23 protein-coding genes are annotated in these 22,153 nt (G+C 71.5%); 7 read left to right on the plus strand and 16 right to left on the minus strand.

The features are described 5' to 3' along the window. Window positions 1–18: 18 nt before the first annotated feature. From ACQPY4_RS37210 to ACQPY4_RS37235, 6 genes are all read right to left on the minus strand, one after another. Window positions 19–759 (minus strand): hypothetical protein, encoded by a 741-nt coding sequence (locus tag ACQPY4_RS37210; RefSeq protein WP_433329273.1) that lies wholly within the window; start codon window positions 757–759, stop codon window positions 19–21. Window positions 760–948: 189 nt separating this feature from the next. Next, complete coding sequence (tsaE, locus tag ACQPY4_RS37215) at window positions 949–1,383, minus strand: tRNA (adenosine(37)-N6)-threonylcarbamoyltransferase complex ATPase subunit type 1 TsaE (protein WP_433339176.1); 435 nt, start codon at window positions 1,381–1,383, stop codon at window positions 949–951. 38 nt (window positions 1,384–1,421) lie between these two features. Continuing rightward, the gene (locus tag ACQPY4_RS37220) at window positions 1,422–2,519 is read right to left on the minus strand and encodes an alpha/beta fold hydrolase (RefSeq protein ID WP_433329275.1); all 1,098 of its coding nucleotides are present in this window, start codon (window positions 2,517–2,519) and stop codon (window positions 1,422–1,424) included. 10 nt (window positions 2,520–2,529) lie between these two features. Further along, window positions 2,530–3,666, minus strand: coding sequence for an alanine racemase (gene alr, locus ACQPY4_RS37225; RefSeq protein ID WP_433329277.1), 1,137 nt, complete (start codon window positions 3,664–3,666; stop codon window positions 2,530–2,532). A gap of 82 nt (window positions 3,667–3,748) precedes the next feature. Next, window positions 3,749–5,191 carry an NAD(P)H-hydrate dehydratase gene (locus tag ACQPY4_RS37230; RefSeq protein WP_433329279.1) on the minus strand — a complete coding sequence of 481 codons (1,443 nt, stop codon included), beginning with the start codon at window positions 5,189–5,191 and terminating at the stop codon, window positions 3,749–3,751. Then, window positions 5,188–5,547: a holo-ACP synthase gene (locus tag ACQPY4_RS37235; protein ID WP_433329281.1), complete on the minus strand. Its 360-nt coding sequence runs from the start codon at window positions 5,545–5,547 to the stop codon at window positions 5,188–5,190. The genes ACQPY4_RS37230 and ACQPY4_RS37235 overlap by 4 nt, the downstream gene beginning before the upstream one ends. A gap of 202 nt (window positions 5,548–5,749) precedes the next feature. On the opposite strand from ACQPY4_RS37235, the gene ACQPY4_RS37240 reads away from it, so the two are divergent. From ACQPY4_RS37240 to ACQPY4_RS37250, 3 genes are all read left to right on the plus strand, one after another. Further along, a complete protein-coding gene (locus ACQPY4_RS37240; protein WP_433329283.1) occupies window positions 5,750–6,616 on the plus strand; it encodes a helix-turn-helix domain-containing protein in 867 nt (288 codons plus the stop codon). A gap of 41 nt (window positions 6,617–6,657) precedes the next feature. After that, window positions 6,658–6,876 carry a DUF397 domain-containing protein gene (locus ACQPY4_RS37245; RefSeq protein WP_433329285.1) on the plus strand — a complete coding sequence of 73 codons (219 nt, stop codon included), beginning with the start codon at window positions 6,658–6,660 and terminating at the stop codon, window positions 6,874–6,876. Window positions 6,877–7,224: 348 nt separating this feature from the next. Then, window positions 7,225–7,437 (plus strand): DUF397 domain-containing protein, encoded by a 213-nt coding sequence (locus ACQPY4_RS37250; protein ID WP_433329287.1) that lies wholly within the window; start codon window positions 7,225–7,227, stop codon window positions 7,435–7,437. A 151-nt stretch (window positions 7,438–7,588) separates the two neighbouring features. Here the strand turns inward: ACQPY4_RS37250 and ACQPY4_RS37255 are convergent, their stop codons facing one another. The 3 genes from ACQPY4_RS37255 to glmS form a co-directional block, all read right to left on the minus strand. Further along, a complete protein-coding gene (locus ACQPY4_RS37255) occupies window positions 7,589–8,551 on the minus strand; it encodes an ABC transporter permease (RefSeq protein ID WP_433329289.1) in 963 nt (320 codons plus the stop codon). Then, entirely contained in the window at window positions 8,548–9,489 is a 942-nt protein-coding gene (locus tag ACQPY4_RS37260; protein WP_433329291.1) for an ABC transporter ATP-binding protein, read from the minus strand. The genes ACQPY4_RS37255 and ACQPY4_RS37260 overlap by 4 nt, the downstream gene beginning before the upstream one ends. Before the next feature lie 63 nt (window positions 9,490–9,552). Further along, window positions 9,553–11,397 carry a glutamine--fructose-6-phosphate transaminase (isomerizing) gene (glmS, locus tag ACQPY4_RS37265; RefSeq protein ID WP_433329293.1) on the minus strand — a complete coding sequence of 615 codons (1,845 nt, stop codon included), beginning with the start codon at window positions 11,395–11,397 and terminating at the stop codon, window positions 9,553–9,555. A gap of 152 nt (window positions 11,398–11,549) precedes the next feature. Here glmS and coaA point away from each other — a divergent pair, with 152 nt between their 5' ends. Together coaA and ACQPY4_RS37275 are read left to right on the plus strand one after the other, a co-directional pair. Beyond that, window positions 11,550–12,488, plus strand: a complete 939-nt coding sequence (gene coaA / locus ACQPY4_RS37270) for a type I pantothenate kinase (RefSeq protein WP_433329295.1) — start codon at window positions 11,550–11,552, stop codon at window positions 12,486–12,488. Window positions 12,489–12,562: 74 nt separating this feature from the next. Further along, a complete protein-coding gene (locus tag ACQPY4_RS37275) occupies window positions 12,563–14,329 on the plus strand; it encodes a hypothetical protein (RefSeq protein WP_433329297.1) in 1,767 nt (588 codons plus the stop codon). A gap of 110 nt (window positions 14,330–14,439) precedes the next feature. On the opposite strand, the gene ACQPY4_RS37280 is transcribed toward ACQPY4_RS37275, so the two are convergent. Genes ACQPY4_RS37280 through ACQPY4_RS37300 form a run of 5 tightly spaced genes read right to left on the minus strand, consistent with a single transcriptional unit; the run spans window position 14,440 to window position 18,922 of the window. After that, window positions 14,440–15,156, minus strand: a complete 717-nt coding sequence (locus ACQPY4_RS37280; protein ID WP_433329299.1) for an ABC transporter permease — start codon at window positions 15,154–15,156, stop codon at window positions 14,440–14,442. 13 nt (window positions 15,157–15,169) lie between these two features. Continuing rightward, complete coding sequence (locus ACQPY4_RS37285; protein WP_433329301.1) at window positions 15,170–16,081, minus strand: ABC transporter ATP-binding protein; 912 nt, start codon at window positions 16,079–16,081, stop codon at window positions 15,170–15,172. Continuing rightward, window positions 16,078–16,956, minus strand: a complete 879-nt coding sequence (locus tag ACQPY4_RS37290) for an ABC transporter permease (RefSeq protein WP_433329303.1) — start codon at window positions 16,954–16,956, stop codon at window positions 16,078–16,080. The genes ACQPY4_RS37285 and ACQPY4_RS37290 overlap by 4 nt, the downstream gene beginning before the upstream one ends. Then, a complete protein-coding gene (locus tag ACQPY4_RS37295; protein WP_433329305.1) occupies window positions 16,953–17,924 on the minus strand; it encodes an ABC transporter ATP-binding protein in 972 nt (323 codons plus the stop codon). Before ACQPY4_RS37295 ends, ACQPY4_RS37290 begins: the two co-directional genes overlap by 4 nt. 41 nt (window positions 17,925–17,965) lie before the next feature. After that, the gene (locus ACQPY4_RS37300; RefSeq protein WP_433329307.1) at window positions 17,966–18,922 is read right to left on the minus strand and encodes a DUF389 domain-containing protein; all 957 of its coding nucleotides are present in this window, start codon (window positions 18,920–18,922) and stop codon (window positions 17,966–17,968) included. Between the two features lie 102 nt (window positions 18,923–19,024). Here ACQPY4_RS37300 and ACQPY4_RS37305 point away from each other — a divergent pair, with 102 nt between their 5' ends. Together ACQPY4_RS37305 and ACQPY4_RS37310 are read left to right on the plus strand one after the other, a co-directional pair. Beyond that, the gene (locus ACQPY4_RS37305; protein ID WP_433329309.1) at window positions 19,025–19,669 is read left to right on the plus strand and encodes an HNH endonuclease family protein; all 645 of its coding nucleotides are present in this window, start codon (window positions 19,025–19,027) and stop codon (window positions 19,667–19,669) included. Between the two features lie 23 nt (window positions 19,670–19,692). Next, window positions 19,693–20,004, plus strand: a complete 312-nt coding sequence (locus ACQPY4_RS37310) for a hypothetical protein (protein ID WP_433329311.1) — start codon at window positions 19,693–19,695, stop codon at window positions 20,002–20,004. Window positions 20,005–20,037: 33 nt separating this feature from the next. Here ACQPY4_RS37310 and glmM read toward each other — a convergent pair whose 3' ends face one another. Together glmM and rpsI are read right to left on the minus strand one after the other, a co-directional pair. Then, entirely contained in the window at window positions 20,038–21,381 is a 1,344-nt protein-coding gene (glmM, locus tag ACQPY4_RS37315) for a phosphoglucosamine mutase (RefSeq protein WP_433329313.1), read from the minus strand. Between the two features lie 229 nt (window positions 21,382–21,610). Beyond that, window positions 21,611–22,132, minus strand: coding sequence for a 30S ribosomal protein S9 (gene rpsI, locus ACQPY4_RS37320; protein ID WP_433329315.1), 522 nt, complete (start codon window positions 22,130–22,132; stop codon window positions 21,611–21,613). Window positions 22,133–22,153: the final 21 nt, after the last annotated feature.

Here is a 22,153-nt window from a genome sequence, read left to right on the forward strand (position 1 = left end):
CTCGGTCACGGCCGGGGTTCACCCGACGTTCAGTGCCTCGATCACGCTCTTGGCCGCCTCGACGGCGCCGTCCATGGCGGCGGTGGCGGCCAACGGGGTGTCCTTGTCGCCGCCGGAGTAGTGCACGGTCACCAGGACGTTGGTGACCCGGACGTTGGCGACGGCCTCGCCGGAGCTCTGGCCCTCGTCCAGGCTGTAGACGGCGTAGCCCTCCTCGCCGACGCCCGAGAGCCGGGTCTTCTCGGTCAGTTCCTGCCCGCTGACCAGGGCCTTGCCCGACTCGTCGGCGGCGCGCTCGGTCTGGAACGTCCGCGAGGCGGTGCCCGCGGCGCTCTGGCCCGCGGCGGCGGCGACGGCCCGCAGCTCCACGGTGAGCTGGCGCTTGCGGTCGCCGGTGTAGGCGCCCCACACGCACTGGTTCTGCCGGTCGCTGCTCTGGTAGTTGTCGGCCTGGGTGCGGTCGGCGCCGGGTGCGAGCTTGTCGGCGACCTGCCGGCTCAGCAGCTCGCACGCGTCGGGGACGATCGTGCGGTCGGACTTGGCCAGGGGGGTGTTGTCGGTGGCGGGCGCGTCGTGGCCGACGACCCGTCCCTCGCCCTCGGGGTCGTCGCCCATGCCGAGGCCGGTCAGGATGGCGAACGCCGCCAGGACGCAGACGGCCGCGCCGATGGCCACGGCGCCCACGACGAACGCCGGGCCGCGACGGGTGCCGCGATCACGCGCGGCGCGATGACTCCCGCTGCGATGGCTACCACTCACCGGAACCGACTCCCGCTTTGCACCAAAAGTTGATCAATGTCTAAAAAATGCGGTTCATCCCGGCAAAGAGTACGTCATGTCACACAAACTGGAGCTGGGCCCACCTGCAGAAAAAGCCGAGAGTTTCTCGTATCGGACGCGGTGTCGATAGTGATCTTGCGGCGGGCGGCCCGTCCCGCCCGGGGCCGATCAGCCGAAAAGCTCGGGGAGAGCGGCCCAGCGCGCGCCGAACCCGGTGAGCTCGACGCGGCGCTCCTCGCCCGCGTCCTGGCCGCCGCGCGAGATGACCACGTCGAGCCGGTCGTCGGCCAGGCCCTCGGCCAGCCCGGCGCCCCACTCCACGATCGTCACCGCGTCCTCGGCGGACGCGTCGAGGTCGAGGTCGTCCAGCTCGGCGAACCCGCCCAGCCGGTAGGCGTCGACGTGGACCAGCGGCGGGCCGCCGCCCAGCGACGGGTGCACGCGGGCGATGACGAAGGTCGGCGAGGTGATCGGGCCCCGCACCTTCAGTCCCTCGCCGATGCCCTGGGTGAGCGTGGTCTTGCCCGCGCCCAGGTCGCCGGTCATCACCACCAGGTCGCCGGACCGCAGCGCCGCGCCGAGCCGCAGCCCGAGCTCGCGCATCGCCGTCGCGGTCGGGACGGTCAGCACGACCGGTCCGCTCACGCCGACCTCTCGATGATCTCGGAGCGGACCCGGTCGACCAACCGGCGCAGCCCACCCGTCACCACACCCGGGTACTCCAGCGGGAGCACGTGCCCGGCGTCGCCGATCTCGACGTACTCGGCCTCGGGCAGCGCCTCGGCCAGCCGCCGCGCGTGCTCGACCGGGATCACCTTGTCCTCCCCGCCCGCCAGCACCAGCACGGGCACCGGGGCCAGCGTCGCCAGCGCGGCCTCCTTGTCGTGGGCCATCAGCGCCGGGTAGAACTCCGCGATCACGTCGATCGGGGTCGTGCGGATCATCGTCTCCAGGAAGTCGACCACGGTCGGGCTCACGTGCTTGTCGGCGAAGGCCATCTTGCGCGTGATCATGAAGGCCACGTCGGCGCCCAGACCCCGGGCCCGGTCGACCAGGGGCGCCTGGCGTCCCAGCCCCCGCAGCGTGCGGGGCGCCAGCGGCCGGACGACCTTGGCCAGCACCATCGGCAGCCCCATGGTCAGCTCGGCCAGCCCGCCGCTGGAGGTGTTCACCAGCGCCACGGCCGCGATGTCGAAGGACCCCTCGGACCGGTCGGAACGGTCGAACAGCTCGGGGCGGCGAGCCGCCAGCGCCATGATCGACATGCCGCCCATGGAGTGCCCGGCCAGCACCACCGTCGCCCCCGGGCGGACCGTCGCGCGCAGCACCGCGTAGAGGTCCTCGCCGATCTGGTCGATGGTCGCGTGGGTGGGCTTGCTACGCCCCGAACGGCCGTGGCTGCGCTGGTCCCAGAACACCATCCGCAGGTTCCCGGCCAGGTCGCGGCGCTGGTAGTGCCAGCTGTCCTGGTTGAGGGCGAAGCCGTGGCAGAACACCACGGTCAGCGGCGCGTCGTCCGGGCCTTGAACCTCCACGTGCAGCGGAAGCCCGTCGTCGGCCAGGACGGTCAGCGCCCGGCCCCGCAACTCGCCGAACGGCTCGTCGGCGTCGGGGTCGGGACGCAGCCGCACGCGCCCGACCGCCAGCTTGCGCAGCCCGACGGCCGTGCCCACGCCCGCCGCGCCGACTCCGGCCACGATCCCGGCGATGCCGGCGATGCGCTTGCTTCTTGCGTCCATGCCGCCCCCTCTACTGCGGACCGTTCTCGTACACCCGTGGAACCCGGGAACCGATCCGGGTGACGATCTCATACGAGATCGTGCCGAGCGCGTCCGCCCACTCCTGAGCGGTCGGTTCCCCTCGATCGCCGGGCCCGAACAGGACGATCTCGTCACCGGCCGCCAGGACGTCGTCCCCCAGGTCGATGACGAACTGGTCCATGCAGACCCGTCCGGCCACGCGGCGGCGTGCGCCGGCCGCGAGCACCTCCAGCACGTTGGAGCCGTGCCGGGGAATCCCGTCGCCGTACCCTGCCGGGACGACGGCCAGATTGGTCTCCCGATCGGTGGTGTAGGTATGGCCGTAGGAGACGCCGCTGCCCGCCGGAACCCGCTTGACCATCGACGCGTCGGCGGTGAGCGTCATCGCCGGACGGAGCCCGAACGTCCCGGCCTCGGGAATGGGCGTCAGGCCGTACGTCGCGATGCCGGGCCGCACCAGGTCGAACCGGGCCTCGGGCAGCGTCAGCGTCGCCGCCGAGTTGGCCAGGTGCCGGACCTCGGGCCGCAGCCCGGCCTTCTCCGCGTGCTCGACCATCTCGGTGAACAGCGCCAGCTGGCGCGCGACCGACGGGTGGCCCGGCTCGTCGGCGCACGCGAAGTGCGACATCAGCCCCGCCACCCGCACCCGTCCGGACGCCTCGGCGGCCAGCGCCGCCTCGACGAGCGCGGGCCAGTCGTCCTGGCCCGAACCGCCCCGGGTCATGCCCGTGTCGGCCTTCAGATGCACCCGCGCGGGCCTGCCCGCCCGCTCGGCCGCGACCGCGAACTCGTCGAGCTGCCAGAGCGCCCCGGCCGTGAGGTCGACGTCCCGCTCCACCGCCCGTTCCCAGGGCTCACCCGGCACGCCCACGCCGACCAGCGTCCGGACGCCGGTGACGCCCTCGTCGCGCAGCCGCAGCGCCTCGGCCAGCTTGGCGACGCCCAGCCAGGTGGCGCCCCCGGCCAGCGCCGCCCGCGCCGCCGGGACCAGGCCGTGCCCGTAGGCCTCGGCCTTCACCATGGCCATGACCTCGGCGCTCCCCGCGCGCTCTCGCAGCAGGGAGATGTTGTCGCTGATGGCGCCGAGGTCGACGCGTGCCTGCGCTGGCCCGTTCAAGCTGTTCATAGTCACCCAGTGTGCCGCTCCCGAGACGGTGAGCGGTGCATTGTCCGCCCGCTCTGTTCGACGCGATCGTCCGGTGACGGGTTCAGATCAGCGTCCTGAACGCGTCGGGCAGCGCGGCCACGACGTCGTCGGCGCTGATCGGGGCGTCGTCCACCGAGGCGATGCGGGCCGCGAGCCCGTGCAGGTAGGCGCCGCCGGCGGCGGCCTCCAGCGCCGCCATGCCGTTGGCCAGCAGGGCGCCGATCAGCCCGGACAGCACGTCGCCCGTGCCCGCCGTGGCGAGCCGGGGCGTCCCGGTCGGGTTGACCCGGACGGGACGGTCCTCCTCGGCGACCAGCGTCGTCGACCCCTTGAGCAGCACCGTCGCCGACAGCCGCGACGCCGCCAGCCGCACGTGCTCCAGCCGCCGCGCCTCGATCGCCTCCCGGTCGGCGCCGATCAGCCGCGACAGTTCCCCCGCGTGCGGGGTGAGCACGGTCGGGGCCGCGCGGCGCAGCAGCTCGGGGCGCCGGGCCAGGACCGTCAGGCCGTCGGCGTCCACCAGCACCGGCAGGTCGGTGCCCAGCGTGGCCTCCAGCAGCGCCTCGGTCGCCTCGCCCGTGCCGAGCCCCGGCCCCACGACCCACGCCTGGACGCGTCCGACGCCCTCGATCGAACCGGGCTCCACCACCGTGGTGACCGCCTCGGGCCAGCGCTGCCGCACCAGCTCCACCGGGTGCGCGACCGACGCGAAACGCACCATGCCCGCGCCCCCGCGCACCGCGCCGCCCGTGCTCAGCACGGCCGCGCCGGTGTACTCGTCGCTCCCGGCCAGGACGCCGACCACGCCCCGCCGGTACTTGTCGGACTCGGGCAGCGGCTCGGGCGGCTCCACGTCGGTCGGCCTGGACGCCACCACGTCCGGGTCGGGCAGGTCGCCGCCGAGCCCGATGTCGACGAGCTCGACCACGCCGCAGTGCGAGGCGCCGGGGTCGATCAGCAGGCCCGGCTTGTGGGTGCCGAACGTGACGGTGACGTCGGCCCGCACGGCGGCGCCGTCCACCCGTCCGGTGCTGGCGTCCACCCCGCTCGGCACGTCGCAGGCGACGACCAGGCCGGTGGCCGCCGAGGCCCGTCCGGCCAGCGTGGCGTGCGGCTCGCGGAGCGCGCCCATGCCGCCGATCCCGGTGAGGCCGTCGATGATCAGGTCGGCGTCCTCGATCTCGTCCCCGGGGTCGTCGACCGCCCGGCCGCCCGCGGCGCGCAACGCGTCCAGGCCCCCGGTGTGGATCTTCGACCCGGCGACCACGGCCACGACCCGCGCGCCCCGCCGCGCGAGGTCGGCCCCCGCGTACAACGCGTCGCCCCCGTTGGAGCCCCCGCCCACCAGCAGGACGACCCGGGCGCCGTAGACCCGGGGCAGCAGCGAGGCGCAGACCGACGCCAGCCCCGTCGCCGCGCGGCGCATGAGCGTCCCGTCCGGAAGCCTGGCCATCAGGGCCCGCTCCGCCGCCCGGACCTTGCCGACCTCGTGCGCGTACCTCATCGGAGGCTCCCTTCCGCGATCACGACCGCGGTGGCGATGCCACCGTCATGACTGAGCGAGATGTGCCAGTTCTCGACGCCGCGCTCGGCCGCCGCCGCGGCGACCGTCCCCGCGACGTGCAGCACGGGCCGTCCGGAGGGCTCCCGCCGCACCTCGGCGTCCGTCCACAGCAGCCCACCGGGCGCTCCCAGCGCCTTGGCCAGCGCCTCCTTGGCGGCGAACCGCGCCGCCAGCGACCGCACCGCCATCTCCCGCTCCACCTCGGTGAACAACCGCACCCGCAGCCCCGGCGTCCGCTCCAGCGACCGCCCGAACCGCTCGACGTCCACCACATCGATCCCCACACCAACGATCACTCCCCCACCCTGCCACGCCACCCCCCGATTTCACCCCCGCAACCCGCAGCCGCCCCCCGGCCGGGCAAGGGCCCGCTCGGCCGGGAAATAATGGCGGCGCCACGCGCGCGGATTCATGACTGGCGTGCTGGTGACTGTGGTTTTGTAGGCCGCGAGTACATACCTTGGACACAGGACTCCGTCGGGCGGGAGAGGCCCAGAAATGAGCGCATCCCCACGTCCTTCTGTCCGGCAACGGCGGCTGGCCGCGGAATTGCGGCGGTTGCGCGAACAGCGCGGGCTCACCGGGGACGAGGTGGCCGAACGGCTGACGTGGTCGACGGCGAAGGTCAGCCGCATCGAGAACGCCCGCACCGGTGCCAAAATCCTGGACATCCGGCGGCTGCTGGAGCTCTACCAGGTGAACGGGCCCCACCAGGACGAGCTGATCGCGCTCGCGCACGACGCCGCCGAGAAGGGCTGGTGGGAGGAGTACCGCGACCTGATCGGCGGGTACCCCGACTACATCGCGATGGAGGCCGAGGCCACCGCCATCAGGCAGTGGGAGACGCACAACATCCCCGGTCTCCTGCAGACCGAGGACTACGCCCGCGAGGTCATCTCCGGCTGGAACGCGATCGCCACCACCCCGCCGCGCGAGATCGACCGGCGGGTCGAGGTGCGGATGCGCCGCCAGAGCATCCTGACGTCCTCCCACTCGCTCGCCGGATTCGCGGTCGTCATCGACGAGTCGGTGCTGCGCCGCCGGGTCGGGGCCGCGCCCGTGATGCGGGCGCAGATCCAGCATTTGCTCTCCGTAATGGAACTCCCCCACGTGAGCCTTCGGGTTCTTCCACTCAACGGGCCGCACCCCGTCATGGAGGGATCTTTCACACTCCTTGAATTCGCGCCAGTACACGACGTGATCTTCCCCGATATCGTCCACACCGAGAGCCTTGCGGTCAGCCATTTCGAGGACGAGATGACGACGCACATGTATCGTCTCGCATACCAGACACTGGCCGAGGCTGCGCTGGACCACGAGCAATCCCGACGGTTCATCGGAGCGTCTCTCGACCACTGGCAGTAAAAGAATTCAATCCATCAACGCTCAACCACAAAGGATATCGCGTGGAATCCTCGGACAACGCTCCGATCTCCTGGCGCAAGGGCAGCCGCTGCGCTGCCAACGGCACATGCGTCGAAGTCGCCGCCATCGGCCCGGCCGGCACCATCGCGGCCCGGGACGCCAAGTTCGCCGAAGCCAGCCCCGTGCTGGCGTTCTCGACGGGCGAATGGAGCGACTTCACCGATCGGATCAAGCGCGGGCTCCACGACCTGCCGCACTGACGAAGGCGAACGACGAGGGGCACCGCCGTAAGGGCGGTGCCCCTCTCGTTTTCGGGGAGTTTCCGGCGGGCCCACGGAAACTGAGAGTTTCAGATCATCCCCGATTCGGGGATAGGTGAACAGGACCACGTAGACATGTGCCCTCGCGGTCATAAAACGGTGGTGACGGCGGTATATCCCCGCTCGGCGTCCCGCCCCTCAGACGCGACCGTTTCACAAACAACGCACAGACCACGGTCCCGCGGTCGCGTCGAACACGGGATGTTCGATGGTCCCCGTTGACAACGGGTACGAAAGTGGGTGGCAATGAGGCCGGATATCTCCGACTAAGCATGACTTGGAGGTGGGATGCGTTCCGAGGCGACATCCCTGAACCACTGGCGGAAGAGCGCTCGCTGCCAGGCCAACAACGGCTGTGTCGAACTGGCTCCGACCACCGGCGCGGGCGTGGCGGTCAGGGATGGCATGGACGACGAGAACGGCCCGGTGCTCCGCTTCGCTCCCGCGGAGTGGCGGACGTTCATGGCCCGGGCACGGGCCGGAGGATTCGACCTTGCCTGAGAGGGCCTGACACGGAGGGGAACGCGACGGAGGACGGACCCCACAAACGAAAGGAACCGCCCGGCGACCACACCACCCCGCGGGCCCGGCCCTCCGGGCCCGCACCCCGCCCACACCCCAGCAGCCCACGCTGGGTTGGATTGGGTGGGGGTCAGGCTAGGCGGACGCCCTTGGGGATGGTGTGGGCCGGGGTGCGGAGGCGGCGGCTGGCGATGAAGAGGGCGCCTCCGGCCAGGAGCAGGTTGAAGGCCAGGCCGTAGGGCCATACGGGGCCGGCTTCGTCCTTGTAGCGGGAGTAGGAGTAGCTGCTGCGGCCCGAGCGGGTCTTGCGGACCTCGCGGCCGATGTCGCCCAGGGGGTCGTCCGGGGACTCGGTGTAGGTGTAGTCGCCTCGGACGACGATGCGTTCATCCAGGCGGGGCGCCGCGTCGGCGAGGATCACCACCGGGTTGGGGGCCAGCATCCACCAGACCTGCTCGGGCTGGGAGCGGGAGTAGCGGGCGCTGTCGTCTTCGGTGAAGGCCAGCGAGATGCCGAACAGCAGCGGCGTGCAGACCAGCAGGAAGAAGACGGTCAGGTACGACATCAGGACCGAGGTGATGCTGCGGACCATCAGCGCGGACCAGCCCAGGGAGATCGCGCAGATGACGCCGATCAGCAGGGCGACCACGGTCAGGACGACCACGGCGCGGCCGATGCCGATGGCGCCTTCGAGGACGGGCCACAGCACCGACGGCAGCGTGAACGCGAGCACGACCAGGCCCGTGCCCCAGGCCGCGGCGAACTTGCCCAGCGTGATGTCGAGCGGGGTGAGCCGGGTGGTCTGCAGGACCGCGAGGGTGCCGCGCTCGCGGTCGCCGTTGATCGACTGGGCGCCCAGGGCCGGGACGACCATCAGGGTCAGCACCAGCACCCCGAGCAGGACGCCGCCGAACATCGGGATGCCGAGCTCGCCGAACGAGGAGGTGTCGCCCGCCTCCAGCGAGATGCGGAAGAGCAGCGCCAGCCCGTTGACCAGGGCGAACCAGACTCCCATCAGGACGCGCCAGCGGCCGGTCCGCAGCCGGGTCCGCAGTTCCTGCCTGGCCACCAGGCCGATACCGTGCACGCTCATCGCCGGTTCTCCGTCATCGCCATGTACGCCGACTCCAGCGCGCTCTCGGACGGCCCGAAGCCGACGATCTTGAATCCGCCGGTGACGAGGTCGCCGAGCAGGTCGGCGGCCTCGGTGTCGGTCAGGGGCCCGGCCTCGACGCCGCCGGGCAGGGCGGTCACCGTCCCGGCGCCGGGGCGGGTGTCCAGGAAGGTCTTCAGGTCGTCCGGCGGGCCGAGGGTGCGGATCCGCCAGCGGCTTCCCATCGCGCTGCCGCCCATCAGGTCGGCCATGCGGTGCTCGCCGACGGTCAGGCCGTGATCCACCAGGACGACCCGGTCGGCGATCTCCTCCAGCTCGCTCAGGATGTGGCTGGAGACCAGCACGGCCACGCCCTGGGCGGCCAGCGACCGCAGCAGGTCGCGCAGCTCGACGCGCGAGCGCGGGTCGAGGCCGGAGGCGGGCTCGTCCAGCAGCAGGACGCGGGGCGAGTGCACCAGCGAGCGGGCCACGCCGAGCCGCTGCTTCTGGCCGCGCGACAGCACGTGGACGGGACGTCCCAGATACTCGTCGAGATGGACGAGCGCCAGCAGCGCCCGGACGCGGGCGGCCTTCTCGGCGGCGGGCAGCCGGTAGGCGTCGGCGAAGAAGCCGAGGTACTCGTCCACCGTGAGCTGGTCGTACACGCCGAACGTGTCGGGCATCCAGCCGAGCGAGCCGCGTACCAGCTCGGGCTGGGTGACGGGGTCGTACCCGGCGACGCGGACGTGCCCGCGGTCCGGGGCCATCAGCGTCGCCAGGATGAGCAGCAGCGTGGTCTTGCCCGCGCCGTTGGGACCGACCAGGGCGGTGACCTCGCCATACGGGACGGTGAGGTTCAGCCCGCGCAGGGCGAACTCCGTCCCGAAGGAGCGGGTCACCGCGTGGACCTCGATCGCGGGTACCGGCGGATACGCCACCGCGTCACCTCCAGGGGGATTGATCTCCCTGTGACGCGGACGGCGGACGCGCGGTTGCCGGTGTTACTCGACCGTGACCGACTTGGCCAGGTTGCGGGGCTGGTCGACGTCGTGGCCCTTGGCGGTGGCCAGCTCGCACGCGAAGACCTGGAGCGGGACGGTCGTCACCAGCGGCTGGAGGAGCGTCGGGACGGCCGGGACGCTGATCAGCGTGTCGGCGTAGGGCTCGACCGAGGTGTCGCCGTCCTCGGCGATCACGATGGTGCGGGCGCCCCGGGCGCGGATCTCCTGGATATTGGAGACGATCTTGTCGTGCAGGACGTCGCGGGCGCGCGGCGGCACGACCACGATGACCGGCAGGCCCTCCTCGATCAGCGCGATCGGGCCGTGCTTGAGCTCGCCCGCCGCGAAGCCCTCGGCGTGCATGTAGGCCAGCTCCTTGAGCTTGAGCGCGCCTTCGAGCGCCACCGGGAACCCGACATGGCGGCCCAGGAACAGCACGCTGCGCTCGCCGGACAGCGACCGGGCCAGCTCGCGGACCGGCTCCATCGTCTCCAGGACCTTCTCCACCTTCTCCGGCATCCGCTCCAGGAGCTGGATCATGGCGAAGACCTCGTCGCCCCACTTGGTGCCGCGCACCTGGCCGAGGTAGAGCGCGATCAGGTAGACCGCGACGAGCTGGGTCAGGAACGCCTTGGTGGACGCGACCGCGATCTCGGGGCCCGCGTGGGTGTAGAGCACGCCGTCGCACTCGCGGGGCAGGGTGGAGCCGTTGACGTTGCAGATGCCCAGCAGCTTGGCGTGCTGCTCGCGGGCGTGCCGGACGGCCATCAGCGCGTCCATCGTCTCGCCGGACTGGGAGATCGCGATGACCAGCGTGGTGCGGCTCAGGATCGGGTCGCGGTAGCGGAACTCGCTGGCCAGCTCGACCTCGCAGGGCAGCCCGGCCCAGTGCTCGATCGCGTACTTGGCGATCAGGCCCGCGTGGTAGGACGTGCCGCACGCCACGATGATGATCTTGTCGACCTCGCGCAGCTCCTGGTCGGAGATGCGCATCTCGTCCAGCGTCAGCCGCCCGTCGGTGCCGATGCGGCCGAGCAGGGTGTCGGCGACCGCCTTGGGCTGCTCGGCGATCTCCTTGAGCATGAAGTAGTCGTAGCCGCCCTTCTCCGCGGCCGACACGTCCCAGTCGACGTGGTACTCCTTGACCTCGGCGGGACGGCCCTCGAAGTCGGTGACGGTCACGCCGGACGCGCGCAGCTCGACGACCTGGTCCTGGCCGAGCTCGATCGCGTCGCGCGTGTGGGCGATGAACGCCGCCACATCGCTGGCCAGGAAGTTCTCGCCATCGCCGACGCCGACCACCAGCGGCGAGTTGCGGCGGGCGCCGACCACCAGGTCGGGGTCGCCCGCGTGCACGGCCACCAGGGTGAACGCGCCCTCCAGCCGCCGGCAGACGCGCCGCATGGCCGCGGCCAGGTCGCCGCCCGCCTTGAGCTCGTCCTCCAGCAGGTGCGCCACGACCTCGGTGTCGGTGTCGGACGCCAGCCCGTGCCCGGCCTCCTCCAGCTCGGCCCGGAGCGCGGCGAAGTTCTCGATGATCCCGTTGTGGATCACGGCGAGGGCGCCGGAGCAGTCGGTGTGCGGGTGGGCGTTGCGGTCGTTGGGGGCGCCGTGGGTCGCCCAACGGGTGTGTCCCATGCCCAGAGTGCCCGCGGGCGGCGGCCCTTCCTCCAGCGCCTTGCGCAGGTTGATCAGCTTGCCGGCGCGCTTGGCGGTGGCCAGCCTCCCGTTGGCCAGCACCGCGACGCCGGCCGAGTCGTAGCCTCGGTACTCCAGCCGGGCGAGACCCTCGATCACGACCTCAAGCGCCGGCTTGGACCCGACGTAACCCACGATTCCGCACATGGCGGCAAGCTTATTAGCTATCCACGAGCCCCCGGTGCAAGGCTGGCCAGCGGGAATGGAAGCGCGGCCGATCCCGCGGACGGCGTCCGTCGGCAGCGTGTACGGCGGGTGAACCGTCAGAGGCCAGCCGGTGCGATGGTTACTGTTCAACCATGACGACCGGATGGGACACCGTGCCTAGCCCCTATGTGGAGCTGTCGCGCGACGCCTGGCGGGCGCTGCGCGAGAACACCCCGTTGCCCCTGACGCCCGGCGAGCTCGACGCGCTGCGCGGGCTCAAGGACCCCATCGACATCGCCGAGGTCGAGGAGGTCTACCTCCCGCTCTCGCGCCTGCTCAACCTGTTCTTCCTGGCCGACGGGGGTCTGCGCGACACCGTCGGCGGGTTCCTCGGCGAGACGGTGCGACCCACCCCGTTCATCATCGGCGTCGCGGGCAGCGTCGCGGTGGGCAAGTCGACCACGTCCCGAGTGCTGCGCACCCTGCTGGCCCGCTGGCCCGAACACCCCAGCGTCGAACTGGTCACCACCGACAGCTTCCTCTACCCCAACGCGGTCCTGAGCGAGCGCGGGATCATGGACCGCAAGGGCTTCCCCGAGTCCTACGACCGGCGCTCGCTCGTCCGGTTCGTGTCCTCGATCAAGGCGGGCGCGGCCGAGGCGAAGATCCCGGTCTACTCGCATCTGGAGTACGACATCGTCCCCGGGGGCAGCCAGACCGTCCGGCGACCGGACATCCTGATCGTCGAGGGCCTCAACGTCCTGCAGGCGCCCCCGGCCGGGGCACTCGGCGTCGCCGACTTCTTCGACGTCTCGATCTACGTGGACGCCCGGATCGAGGACATCCGCCAGTGGTACCTGGAGCGGCTGTTCGCCCTGCGCCGCACCGCGTTCACCGACCCGCGCTCGTTCTTCCACAAGTACGCCCACCTCGACGAGGACGAGGTGGCGGCGTTCGCGCAGAAGGTCTGGCGCGACATCAACGAGATCAATCTGGTCTCCAACATCCTGCCGACACGGGCTCGCGCGACGCTCGTCCTGCACAAGGGGCGCGACCACAGCGTGCGGCGCGTGCGCCTGCGTCGCATCTGACCTGCTGGACGGCGCCTCCCGATGTGCGGACAATGCGGGGTAAGCGGGATGGCCCGCAATCGGGAGGTGGGCCGGTGCGATCATCGATCCGGTCCGCACTGCGAGACCGCTACCCGGACCTCGTCCGGCTGGCCTATCTGGCGCTGGACGACGGAAAGGCCGGTCCCGACGCGGTCCTGACCGCGGCACGGCGCACGGTACGCCGCTCCGCGCGCGGCACGCGCCCTCCCGGCGACCCGTATGTCGCGCTGCGGCACCGGCTGGCGGTCGAGCTGCTGACCGCGCCGGTCGCGCGGCACGGGCTCCGCCTCCGATGGATCTTCCTCGAACGGGTGCCCGCACCCCCCGGGCCGGTGCGCACGATGCTGCACGCGATGTCGCGGCACGAGCGCCTGGTGTACCTGCTGAGCCGCGCCGAGGGCCTGACCCCGCCCGAGGTGAGCGCCGAGCTGAACGCCGACCTCATGGTCAGCGCCTGGGACGTCGACGCCACGCTGGCGGCCGCCGACACCGGAACCGGGCTGGACGCCGCCGAGCAGCGCGCCGAACTGCGCGCGTTCGACCCGACGCTCATGCGGCTGCGGCCACCGCCGTCCCTCTCTCCGCGCTGGCGAGCGGGCCTGGCGCTCACCCTGGCCGTGACGCTGCTCTGCGGAGTCGCCGCGTACGTGGAGCTGCACGACGGCCGCCGCTCCGGCGACCCCCTCCTGGTGGACGCCGGACGCTGGAGGCGCGACGACGTCCCGTCCCTGCAGAACTGGCCGACCCAGGGCGAACTGCGCGGCGACCGGGCCCTGCTGCGCCGCGCGGGCAAGGCATGGCGGTCGCACCGCCGGGGCCCGCCGCTGGGCGACATCGCGGTGCTGTTCGCCGGGCGCGTGGACGGCTCCACCGTCGTCGTCCTGCGCGACTCCCCCGGCTTCCGCGACACCCCGATGATCGCCCAGTACTTCGAGCGCCGCCTCTCGCGCGGGGTCGAGGCGATCCGCACGCTGGACGGCGACTCGGGTCAGCTGATCCTGCTCCAGTCAACGTGGCGCTACCTGGTGCCCCCCTGGCTGATCGACCTGGAGGTGGCCCTCCCCGAAGAACGGTCGGCCAGCTGGAACGCTCTACCGGTCAAGAACGGCGTGACCGACGCGCTTCCCTACTGGTGGTTCGAGCCGTCCTGCCAGGCCTACCTGGTGATCCGCATGACGCTCCGCCCCGCCACCCGAGCGTCCCCCCGGGCCGTCACCCAGCTGGCCAGCAACAACGCCGAGGCGCCCGGCCCGCTGGTGTGGTTCCGCGACCCCGACCCGCGCCGTCCCGACATCGCGCTCACCGAGTCGCCCGCCCAGTGGGCCGCCGTCCACGCGATGGCCTGCAGATCGGGCATCGCGCTGGGCGGCGTCGGCGACCTGCGGATCGGGCACATCTGGTCCGGCGTCCTGCCCGACGGCGGCGGCCGCGCCATGCTCACCTCGATCGACGACTCGTCCCCCACCGGCACACCCGGCGTCGCGCTCCTCATCGACCCGGCGGGCCGTCCCCTGAGCGAACGCGGCGGCACCAACGGCGACTACTCGTCCGCGAACGACTCCCTGGCCGCCTCAGTCTGGTGGCACTCCCCCCGCAAACGCCGCTGGACCCTGATAGCCGCCGCGGCCCCCGGCATCGCCCGCCTGAAAGCCATGGGCGAACTGGGCACCCACGAAGCCACCGGCAAACCCGGCAGCAAGTTCCTCCTGGTAGACGGCCCCCACTCCCAAGGAGACATCCCCCAAACCACCCACCTCCCCGCAGTCCAAATAGTCGCCGACGAACCCGACGGCGACCGCTCAGTAATCCGCCCCCACTAACCCCAACAACAACAAGGCCCTCGCTAACGCGCGGACAGCCCCATCGGCGGCTCCCGCCCCCATACCCCCCAAGGTTGGGAGCTCCGCCCCCCACACCCCACTTTGTGTGGTTACTCGGCGCTGGCTACGGCGAGGGTGCGGAGGCGGATTGAGGCCAGGGCTGTTCCTAGGACGGTTACGGCCGCTAGGAGGGTGATGGCCAGGGGGAGTCTTACGGTGGACTCGACCATGGAGGCGTCGGTGAGGGAGTCGGTCACTGAGAGGGCCCATTGTTGGATGGAGGCTGATTTGGCGCCGGGGGCGAAGTTGCCTACCAGGGACTCCCAGACGAGGGCGTAGAGGAGGCCGATGGTGACGGCGTTGCGGCTGACGACGGCCAGGGCGACGAAGACGGCGCTGTAGGCGATGCCGCCGACCAGGACGCCGACGGTGTACGAGGTGGCCAGGGCGGCGTCGGAGCCGCTGAGGATCAGGCCGGACGCGAGGGTGGGGATCACGGCGAACAGCACCAGGAGGACGAAGGCCACCATGAGCTTGGTGTAGACGATCACCTGGCGTGGGATCGGCTTGGTCAGGACGTACATGATCTGGCCGTCGTCGATCTCGGGGCCGATGACGCCGGTTCCGGCGATCAGGGCGAGCAACGGGAGCAGGGTGGCCAGGCCGAACCGTTGCAGGACGTCCGCCGAGGTGTCCAGGTCGTTGTAGTCGGTCAGCTTCAGGCCGATGGCCAGGGCGACCAGGAGGAGCGGCAGGCCGAGCAGCAGGAGTGCGCGGCGGCGTCCCAGCATGGAGCGGAACGTGATCATCGCGATTGTGGCGTTCATGTGCGTACCTGCCTCATCGGGCCACCAGGTAGGAGAAGACGCTCTCCAGGGACTCGTCGGACGGGGAGACCTCCCACAGCCGCACCCCGGCGTCGCGTGCCAGGCGCGGGAGCAGCCAGGTGAAGCGCTGGAAGTCGACCGCCTCGACCTGGAGGCCCTGGTCGGTGAGCTGGACGCTGCGGGCCGAGCCGTCGGCGATGATCGCGGCGGCCAGCCTGCGGTCGTCGGACGAGCGAACCTTGAACAGGTGCGGGCGGTCGGTCATCAGCCGGCGGATCTCGCGGAAGTCGCCCGAGGCGGCGTGGCGTCCGGCCACGATGACCTCGATGTGGCTGGCCAGCCGCTCGACCTCTTCGAGGATGTGCGAGCTGAACAGGACGGTGCGTCCCTCGGCGGCCATCCGGCGGATGAGGTCCATGAGCTGGAGCCGCTGGCGCGGGTCCATGCCGTTGAAGGGCTCGTCGAGCAACAGGACCGGCGGGTCGTGGACCAGGGCCGAGGCCATCTTGATCCGCTGTTTCATGCCCTTGGAGTAGCCGCCGATCGCACGGGACTGGGCGTACTCCATTTCCACCAGGCCGATGGCGCGCTTGGCCGCTGCCCCGGGGTCGGAGAGCTTGTGCAGCTTGGCCATGGCCAGGACGAACTGTTCCCCGGTGAGGAAGTCGTAGGCGGCCTCGCGTTCGGGGACGAGGCCGAGGCTCCGGTAGATCTCCGGGTTCTGCCAGATGGGACGGTCGTCGAGGGTGACCGTCCCGGACGAGGGCGCCAGGAAACCGCCCATCATGTGGATCAGGGTGGACTTGCCCGCGCCGTTGGGGCCGAGCAGGCCGGTCACGCCCGGCCCGATGTCCATGGACACGCCGTTGACCGCCACGACGTTCCCGTACCAGCGGGAGACGTTCGACAGCTTCAGCACGCTCATGAGAGGCCCGCCTTCCGGAACCTGCGGTACAGGACCGCGATCGCCAGGGCGACGATGCCCGTGCACAGCGCGAGGGCCACCAGGCCCGCCGAGGTGCCGGGCGGGACGGCGACCGACGCCTTCTCCGCGCCGAGCAGCCGCACCTGGACGATGTCGACGAGGTTGAACGGGGCGAACAGCCCGAGCCAGCCCGAGAGCGTGAAGTTGGTCTGCTCCTCGGCCAGCGCCTGCAGGATCGCCACGAAGGTGGTGCTGAGCATGTAGACCGCGATCACCGCGGCGACGCCGAACCCGCGCCGGGGCGTGAACGCGGCGATCACCAGTCCGATCGCGCCCAGCACCAGGGCGAACACCACGCAGCCGACCAGGGCCGCGAGGTAGTCGACCAGGTGGTCGCCGGAGTTCGGCACCTTGGCGATCAGCCCGCCCACGTACAGGACGGTGACCGGCAGCGCGAGCAGCGCGAACACCGCCGTGGCCATCGCGCCCAGCTTGGCCAGGACGAAGTCGAGATGGCCGACGGGACGCGAGTAGTACAGCGGGATCACATGGAACCGCAGTTCCCGCGAGGCGATCACGGGGGCCTGGGTGGCCAGGAAGATCGCCAGGATGATCTGGAGGTTGACCGCGTACGAGGAGTACTTGATCAGGTTCTCGAACTCCTTGGTGACCGCGATGACGGCCACCGACCCGGCGGCCGGGAGCAGCATGATCGCGGCCAGCAGGAACGGCATCACCTTGGCGCGGGCGGGACGGCCGAGGCCGAACGCCGCGCGCAGGTTGTGGATGTAGAGCGAGCGCATCACGTACGCGCGGCCGTTGCGGCGGCCCTCGTAGTGGCGGTAGCCGATGTCGTGGATCGTGCTGGTGCTCATCGCGGCGCTCCCTCCTGCGCGGGCGCCACGGGCTGCGGCTCGGGGCCCGTGGAGAAGACCTCTTCGATGTGGTGCCGCCGCTGCTCGAGCCGGATCAGCCGCAGCCCCAGCTCGGCGACGCCGTCGCGAACCGCGTCGTAGGTCGCCTCGCCCTCCAGGTCGACGATCAGGAAGCGGCCCTCGGGGCGCACGGTCAGCCCGGCGTCGTGCAGCCGGCGTCCCAGCGTGTCGGTGGGGTCGCGCTGCTCGGCCAGGTCGGCGGGGCCCTCGTCGACCTCGACGGTGAGGTGGCCGCTGGCGGTGGTGTAGGCCTCGACCGCCTGCGAGCGCAGCAGCCGCCCGCCGTCGATGATCACGACATGGTCGCAGACCCGTTCGAGCTCGCCCAGCAGGTGCGAGGTGACCAGCACGCTGATGCCGAACTCGGCCCCGATCCGCCGGATGAGGTCGAGCATCTCGTCGCGTCCGGCCGGGTCGAGCCCGTTGGTCGGCTCGTCGAGGAAGACCAGCTGGGGGTCGTGGACGAGGGCCTGGGCGAGCTTGACCCGCTGCCGCATGCCCGTCGAGTAGCCCCCGATGGGACGGTAACGCTCCTCGTAGAGCCCGACGTGGCGCAGCGTGTCGGCGGCGCGCTCGCGGGCCGCGGTGGGCGGCAGCCCGCACATCCTGGCCATGTGGACGACGAACTCGGTGGCCGAGACGTCGGGCGGCAGGCACTCGTACTCGGGCATGAACCCCACGCGCTCGCGGATCGCCGGGCCCTCGCGGGCGATGTCGAGCCCGAGCACGCTGGCGGTCCCCGAGGTCGGGGGGAGCAGCCCCAGAAGGATCTTGATGAGCGTCGACTTGCCGGCGCCGTTGGCGCCGACCAGGCCCACGACGCCGGGCTCCACGGCGACGTCGAGGGCGTCCAGCGCGGTGACGCGCGGGAACCTCATCGTCAGGCCCTGGGTGGCGATGATCGGCATGTTCACGAACCTAGTGCTTCGATCGGGGGCGCACGTCCCCCTTATGGCCTACCTCGTATAGACCTTCGACCACTCTTGCGGAGGACGGCGGCCCACACCCTGCGCTGGAGGAAGAGGGTGAGGGTCCCGGCGATGACCATGCCCGCCAGGTTCACGCCGAGCTGCTGGGCCGAGCCGGTGATCTCGCTGCCGTGCCGGAGCGTCAGCGCCACCGCCAGGTTGCCCGCCGCGGGGACGGTCGTGACCGCGATGAACACGCCGACCAGCGCGGACGACTTGCCCGCCGTCAGCGACAGCACGCCCGCGGCGCCCGCCAGCAGCGCCACGATGAACGACCACCGGTCGGGGCTGTAGATGAAGGCCGTGTTGGGCCTGGACTGCGGCAGCCGGTCGACCTCCAGCACCCCGATCTGATGGCTGACCAGCGCGCAGACATAGGTGATCGCGATCGCCACCGCGAACCCGATCGCCAGCGTCCGCAGGGCGCGGCCGATGCGCGTCCAGTCGCCGCGCAGGACGCCGTAGCAGATCGCCGCGACCGCGCCGAACTCCGGCCCGAGGACCATCGCGCCGACCACCAGCACCGCCGAGTCGGTGAGCGCGGCGATCGCGGCGAGCTGGGTGGCCAGCGCGAGGAAGGCCACGAACGCCCAGGTCAGCTTGGTCTCCTGGGCGGTGCGCTCGTCGAGGTCCTGCCAGACCACGGCGTCCTCGCCGGCCCCGGGGGCGCTCTCCTCGGCCAGGTCGGCCCGGTCGGACAGGATCAGGTCGATCTGCTCGAAGGTGATCGACCCGTCCCGTTCGATCCCGAGCTCCTGGAACGCGGCGATGACCTCGTTCGCCGACTCCCGGGCGAGGTCGGCGGTCACCACGTCACCGGCGGGCGAGCGCGCGGCGCCCGCCATCACCACGACGTTGGTCGCGCCCCGGCATCGGTCCAGCGCGTCGCAGGCCGCGTCGGTCCGGTCGGCCGGAACGATCGCTCTGAGGTGCAGCACGCACACATCGTGCCGCATGGACGGGCCGAAACGGCGCGGCGTCTGGCATCCGCCCCCGTGCCGTGATCCCGTTAGCGACAAATACGAACAAAGGGGAAGGGCATGACGCGTCGCTTCCGGACGGTCCCGGCGACTCTGGTCCTCGTGCTCCTCACCGGTTGCGCCGCCGAGGTCGGCCTCGGCGAGACCTCGCCCAGCCCGTCCGGGACGAAGGGCAAGAGCAAGGGCCTGGCGGGCCTGCGCGTCGCCGCGGAGTCGGACGGCGACGGCTACGAGCGCGAGCGCTTCGGCACCCGATGGAAGGACATCGACCGCAACGGCTGCGACCAGCGCAACGACGTCCTGGCCCGCGACCTGCGCGACGTCGCCAAGCGCGGAGCCTGCGTCGTGCTCTCGGGCCGTCTGGACGACCCCTACAGCGGCAAGCGGATCGGCTTCTCCAAGTCGGACGCGGCGGAGGTGCAGATCGACCACGTCTACCCGCTGGCCCTCGCCTGGCGCATGGGGGCGTCCCGCTGGACCCCCGACCGCCGCGAGCGGTTCGCCAACGACCACGCCAACCTGCTGGCCGTCTGGGGCGTGCCCAACCGCCAGAAAAGCGACAAGGGCCCCGGCGAGTGGAAGCCCCAGCGCTCCTACCAATGCGCCTACGCCAACCGCTACATCGCCGTCGCCATCAAATACGACCTCCCCGTCACCTCCGGCGACCGCGACGCCCTCGGAACCTTCCTCACCCGCTGTCCCTGAACCGAGGGGCCTAGGGTTGGGAGATGAGCATCGAGCCGAACGAGAAGAACGACGGGCAGGACTGCGCGCTTCCGCGTGTCCGCACCGAGCGGGGTGTCGGAGCGCGGGCCACGGGAGCTGAGATCACCGGTTCGTCGACGACGGGGCTCACCCTGCGCGCCGCGACCGGACTGGGCTCGCTGGCGGTGGGCGCGATCGCGATCGGGGCCGTGTCCGTAGGCGCGTTCGCGATCGGGAAGCTGATCGTCAAGCGCGCGGTGATCGAGCACCTTGAGGCGGGCACCGTGGAGATCGAGCACCTCAAGGTGGGACGCCTGGAGATCCTCGAAGGCTGAACGGGGCCGCGGGAGAACCGCGGCCCCGGACGCTCAGGCCAGGGCGGTGCGGACGACGTCCGACAGCCGCTCGGCCACCGACGCGGCCTGGTCGTGCGAGGCCGCCTCGACCATCACCCGGACCATCGGCTCGGTGCCGCTCGGACGGATCAGCACGCGGCCCGTCTCGCCCAGCTCGGCCTCGGCGCTCGCCACGGCGGCGGCCAGTTCGGGCGAGGTGCCCGCGCGCGACTTGTCGACGCCCTTCACGTTGATCAGCACCTGCGGCAGCCGCGTCATGACCTTGGCCAGCTCGTCCAGCGAACGCTTGCGCCTGGCCACCGCCGCCATCAGATGCAGGCCGGTCAGGACGCCGTCGCCGGTGCTGGCATGGTCGAGCATGATCACATGGCCGGACTGCTCGCCGCCGAAGTTGTAGCCGTGCTCCTTCATGGACTCCAGCACGTACCGGTCGCCGACCGCGGTCTCGATGACGGTGATGCCCGCCTCCCGCATGGCGATCTTGAAGCCGAGGTTGGACATCACCGTGGCCACGACCGTCTCGGACGCCAGGCGGCCCGCCTCCTTCAGCTCCAGCGCCAGGATCGCCATGATCTGGTCGCCGTCCACGACCTCGCCCGAACCGGTCACGGCCAGACAGCGGTCGGCGTCACCGTCGTTGGCGATGCCCGCGTCGGCGTTGTGCTCGCGCACGGCGGCCGCGAGCGCGTCCAGATGGGTCGAGCCGCAGCCGGAGTTGATGTTGAGGCCGTCGGGCGCGGCGCCGATCGTGATGACCTCGGCGCCCGCGCGCCGCAGGGCCTCGGGGGCGACGTCGGAGGACGCGCCGTTGGCGCAGTCCATCACCACGCGCAGCCCGTCGAGCGAGACCGGCAGCGTGGACAGCAGGTGCGCGACGTACTGCTCGACGGCGCCGTGGGCGTCGCGGACCCGGCCGACCCGGTCGCCGGTCGGCGGCTGCCACTCCTGGCCGAGCGCGGCCTCGATGCGGTCTTCGAGCTCGTCGGGAAGCTTGTGGCCGCCGCGGTCGAAGAACTTCAGGCCGTTGTCGGGCGCGGGGTTGTGCGAGGCCGACAGCATCACGCCGAGGTCGGCGTCCAGCGTGCTGGTCAGGAACGCCACGGCCGGGGTCGGCAGGACGCCCAGACGCAGGACGTCGACGCCCGCGCTGGCCAGGCCCGCCACCACGGCTGCCTCAAGGAACTCCCCCGAGGCGCGCGGATCGCGTCCGACCACGGCGACCGGGCGGTGCCCCTCGAAGGCGCCCGCCTCGCCCAGCACCCGCGCCGCCGCGACGGACAGGTCCATCGCCAGGGGGGCGGTCAGATCGCGGTTGGCGAGCCCGCGTACGCCGTCGGTTCCGAAGAGACGACCCACAGTTCAACTCCCGATACGTCAGGAAGGCCGCGCGTCACGCCCCGGGAGGCTCCGCGCGGTCACATCTGGTGCGCGGGTCCGCCTCGGACGAGCCCGCGAGGACTCCCTCCCGCCGACGGCGGAAGGGCCGGTGGATCCTGGAAACGCGGACGAGCCGCCGCACCCCGGCGCGCCGACCCTGGGGGTCGGTCGCGATCTGACACTGGGGTGCGACGGCTCGTACCGGCGATCAACGCTTGCTGTACTGCGGCGCCTTGCGGGCCTTCTTGAGACCGGCCTTCTTGCGCTCGGGAACGCGCGCGTCGCGGGTGAGGAAGCCCGCCTTCTTCAGCGCGGGACGGTGCTCGATGTTGCCGAACTGCAGGGCACGGGAGATGCCCAGGCGCAGGGCTCCGGCCTGGCCGGTGGTGCCACCGCCGTGGACGCGGGCCAGGACGTCGAACTGGCCCTCCAGGCTCAGCAGGACGAACGGCTCGTTCACGATCTGCTGGTGGACCTTGTTGGGGAAGTACCGGTCGAGCTCGCGGCCGTTGATCAGCCACTTGCCGGTGCCCGGGACGATCCGGACGCGGGCGATGGCCTGCTTGCGGCGGCCGGTGCCGGCGGCCGGGCCGGTCGCGATCGGCTGGCCGATGAACTCGGTCTCGGCGACCTCGGCGCTCTCGGTGGTGTACTCCGACGGTGCGTCTTCGTACGAGTCGAGCTCGACGCCCTCGGCGGGCGTCTCGGTGGTTCCGGTGGACTCGTCCACGGTTCTCCTCGGTGTTCTAGC

The organism is Spirillospora sp. CA-294931 (genome assembly GCF_050946795.1).
Classification (GTDB): Bacteria; Actinomycetota; Actinomycetes; order Streptosporangiales; family Streptosporangiaceae; genus Spirillospora.

Bases quoted from the DNA above. Each gene is read 5' to 3' on its own strand.
- tsaE (WP_433339176.1), bottom strand. From the start codon at position 1,383: ATGCGCGAGCTCGGGCTGCGGCTCGGCGCGGCGCTGCGGTCCGGCGAC.
- ACQPY4_RS37220 (WP_433329275.1), bottom strand. From the start codon at position 2,519: ATGGACGCAAGAAGCAAGCGCATCGCCGGCATCGCCGGGATCGTGGCC.
- alr (WP_433329277.1), bottom strand. From the start codon at position 3,666: ATGAACAGCTTGAACGGGCCAGCGCAGGCACGCGTCGACCTCGGCGCC.
- ACQPY4_RS37230 (WP_433329279.1), bottom strand. From the start codon at position 5,191: ATGAGGTACGCGCACGAGGTCGGCAAGGTCCGGGCGGCGGAGCGGGCC.
- ACQPY4_RS37240 (WP_433329283.1), top strand. From the start codon at position 5,750: ATGAGCGCATCCCCACGTCCTTCTGTCCGGCAACGGCGGCTGGCCGCG.
- ACQPY4_RS37250 (WP_433329287.1), top strand. From the start codon at position 7,225: ATGCGTTCCGAGGCGACATCCCTGAACCACTGGCGGAAGAGCGCTCGC.
- ACQPY4_RS37255 (WP_433329289.1), bottom strand. From the start codon at position 8,551: ATGAGCGTGCACGGTATCGGCCTGGTGGCCAGGCAGGAACTGCGGACC.
- glmS (WP_433329293.1), bottom strand. From the start codon at position 11,397: ATGTGCGGAATCGTGGGTTACGTCGGGTCCAAGCCGGCGCTTGAGGTC.
- coaA (WP_433329295.1), top strand. From the start codon at position 11,550: ATGACGACCGGATGGGACACCGTGCCTAGCCCCTATGTGGAGCTGTCG.
- ACQPY4_RS37280 (WP_433329299.1), bottom strand. From the start codon at position 15,156: ATGAACGCCACAATCGCGATGATCACGTTCCGCTCCATGCTGGGACGC.
- ACQPY4_RS37285 (WP_433329301.1), bottom strand. From the start codon at position 16,081: ATGAGCGTGCTGAAGCTGTCGAACGTCTCCCGCTGGTACGGGAACGTC.
- ACQPY4_RS37290 (WP_433329303.1), bottom strand. From the start codon at position 16,956: ATGAGCACCAGCACGATCCACGACATCGGCTACCGCCACTACGAGGGC.
- ACQPY4_RS37295 (WP_433329305.1), bottom strand. From the start codon at position 17,924: ATGCCGATCATCGCCACCCAGGGCCTGACGATGAGGTTCCCGCGCGTC.
- ACQPY4_RS37305 (WP_433329309.1), top strand. From the start codon at position 19,025: ATGACGCGTCGCTTCCGGACGGTCCCGGCGACTCTGGTCCTCGTGCTC.
- ACQPY4_RS37310 (WP_433329311.1), top strand. From the start codon at position 19,693: ATGAGCATCGAGCCGAACGAGAAGAACGACGGGCAGGACTGCGCGCTT.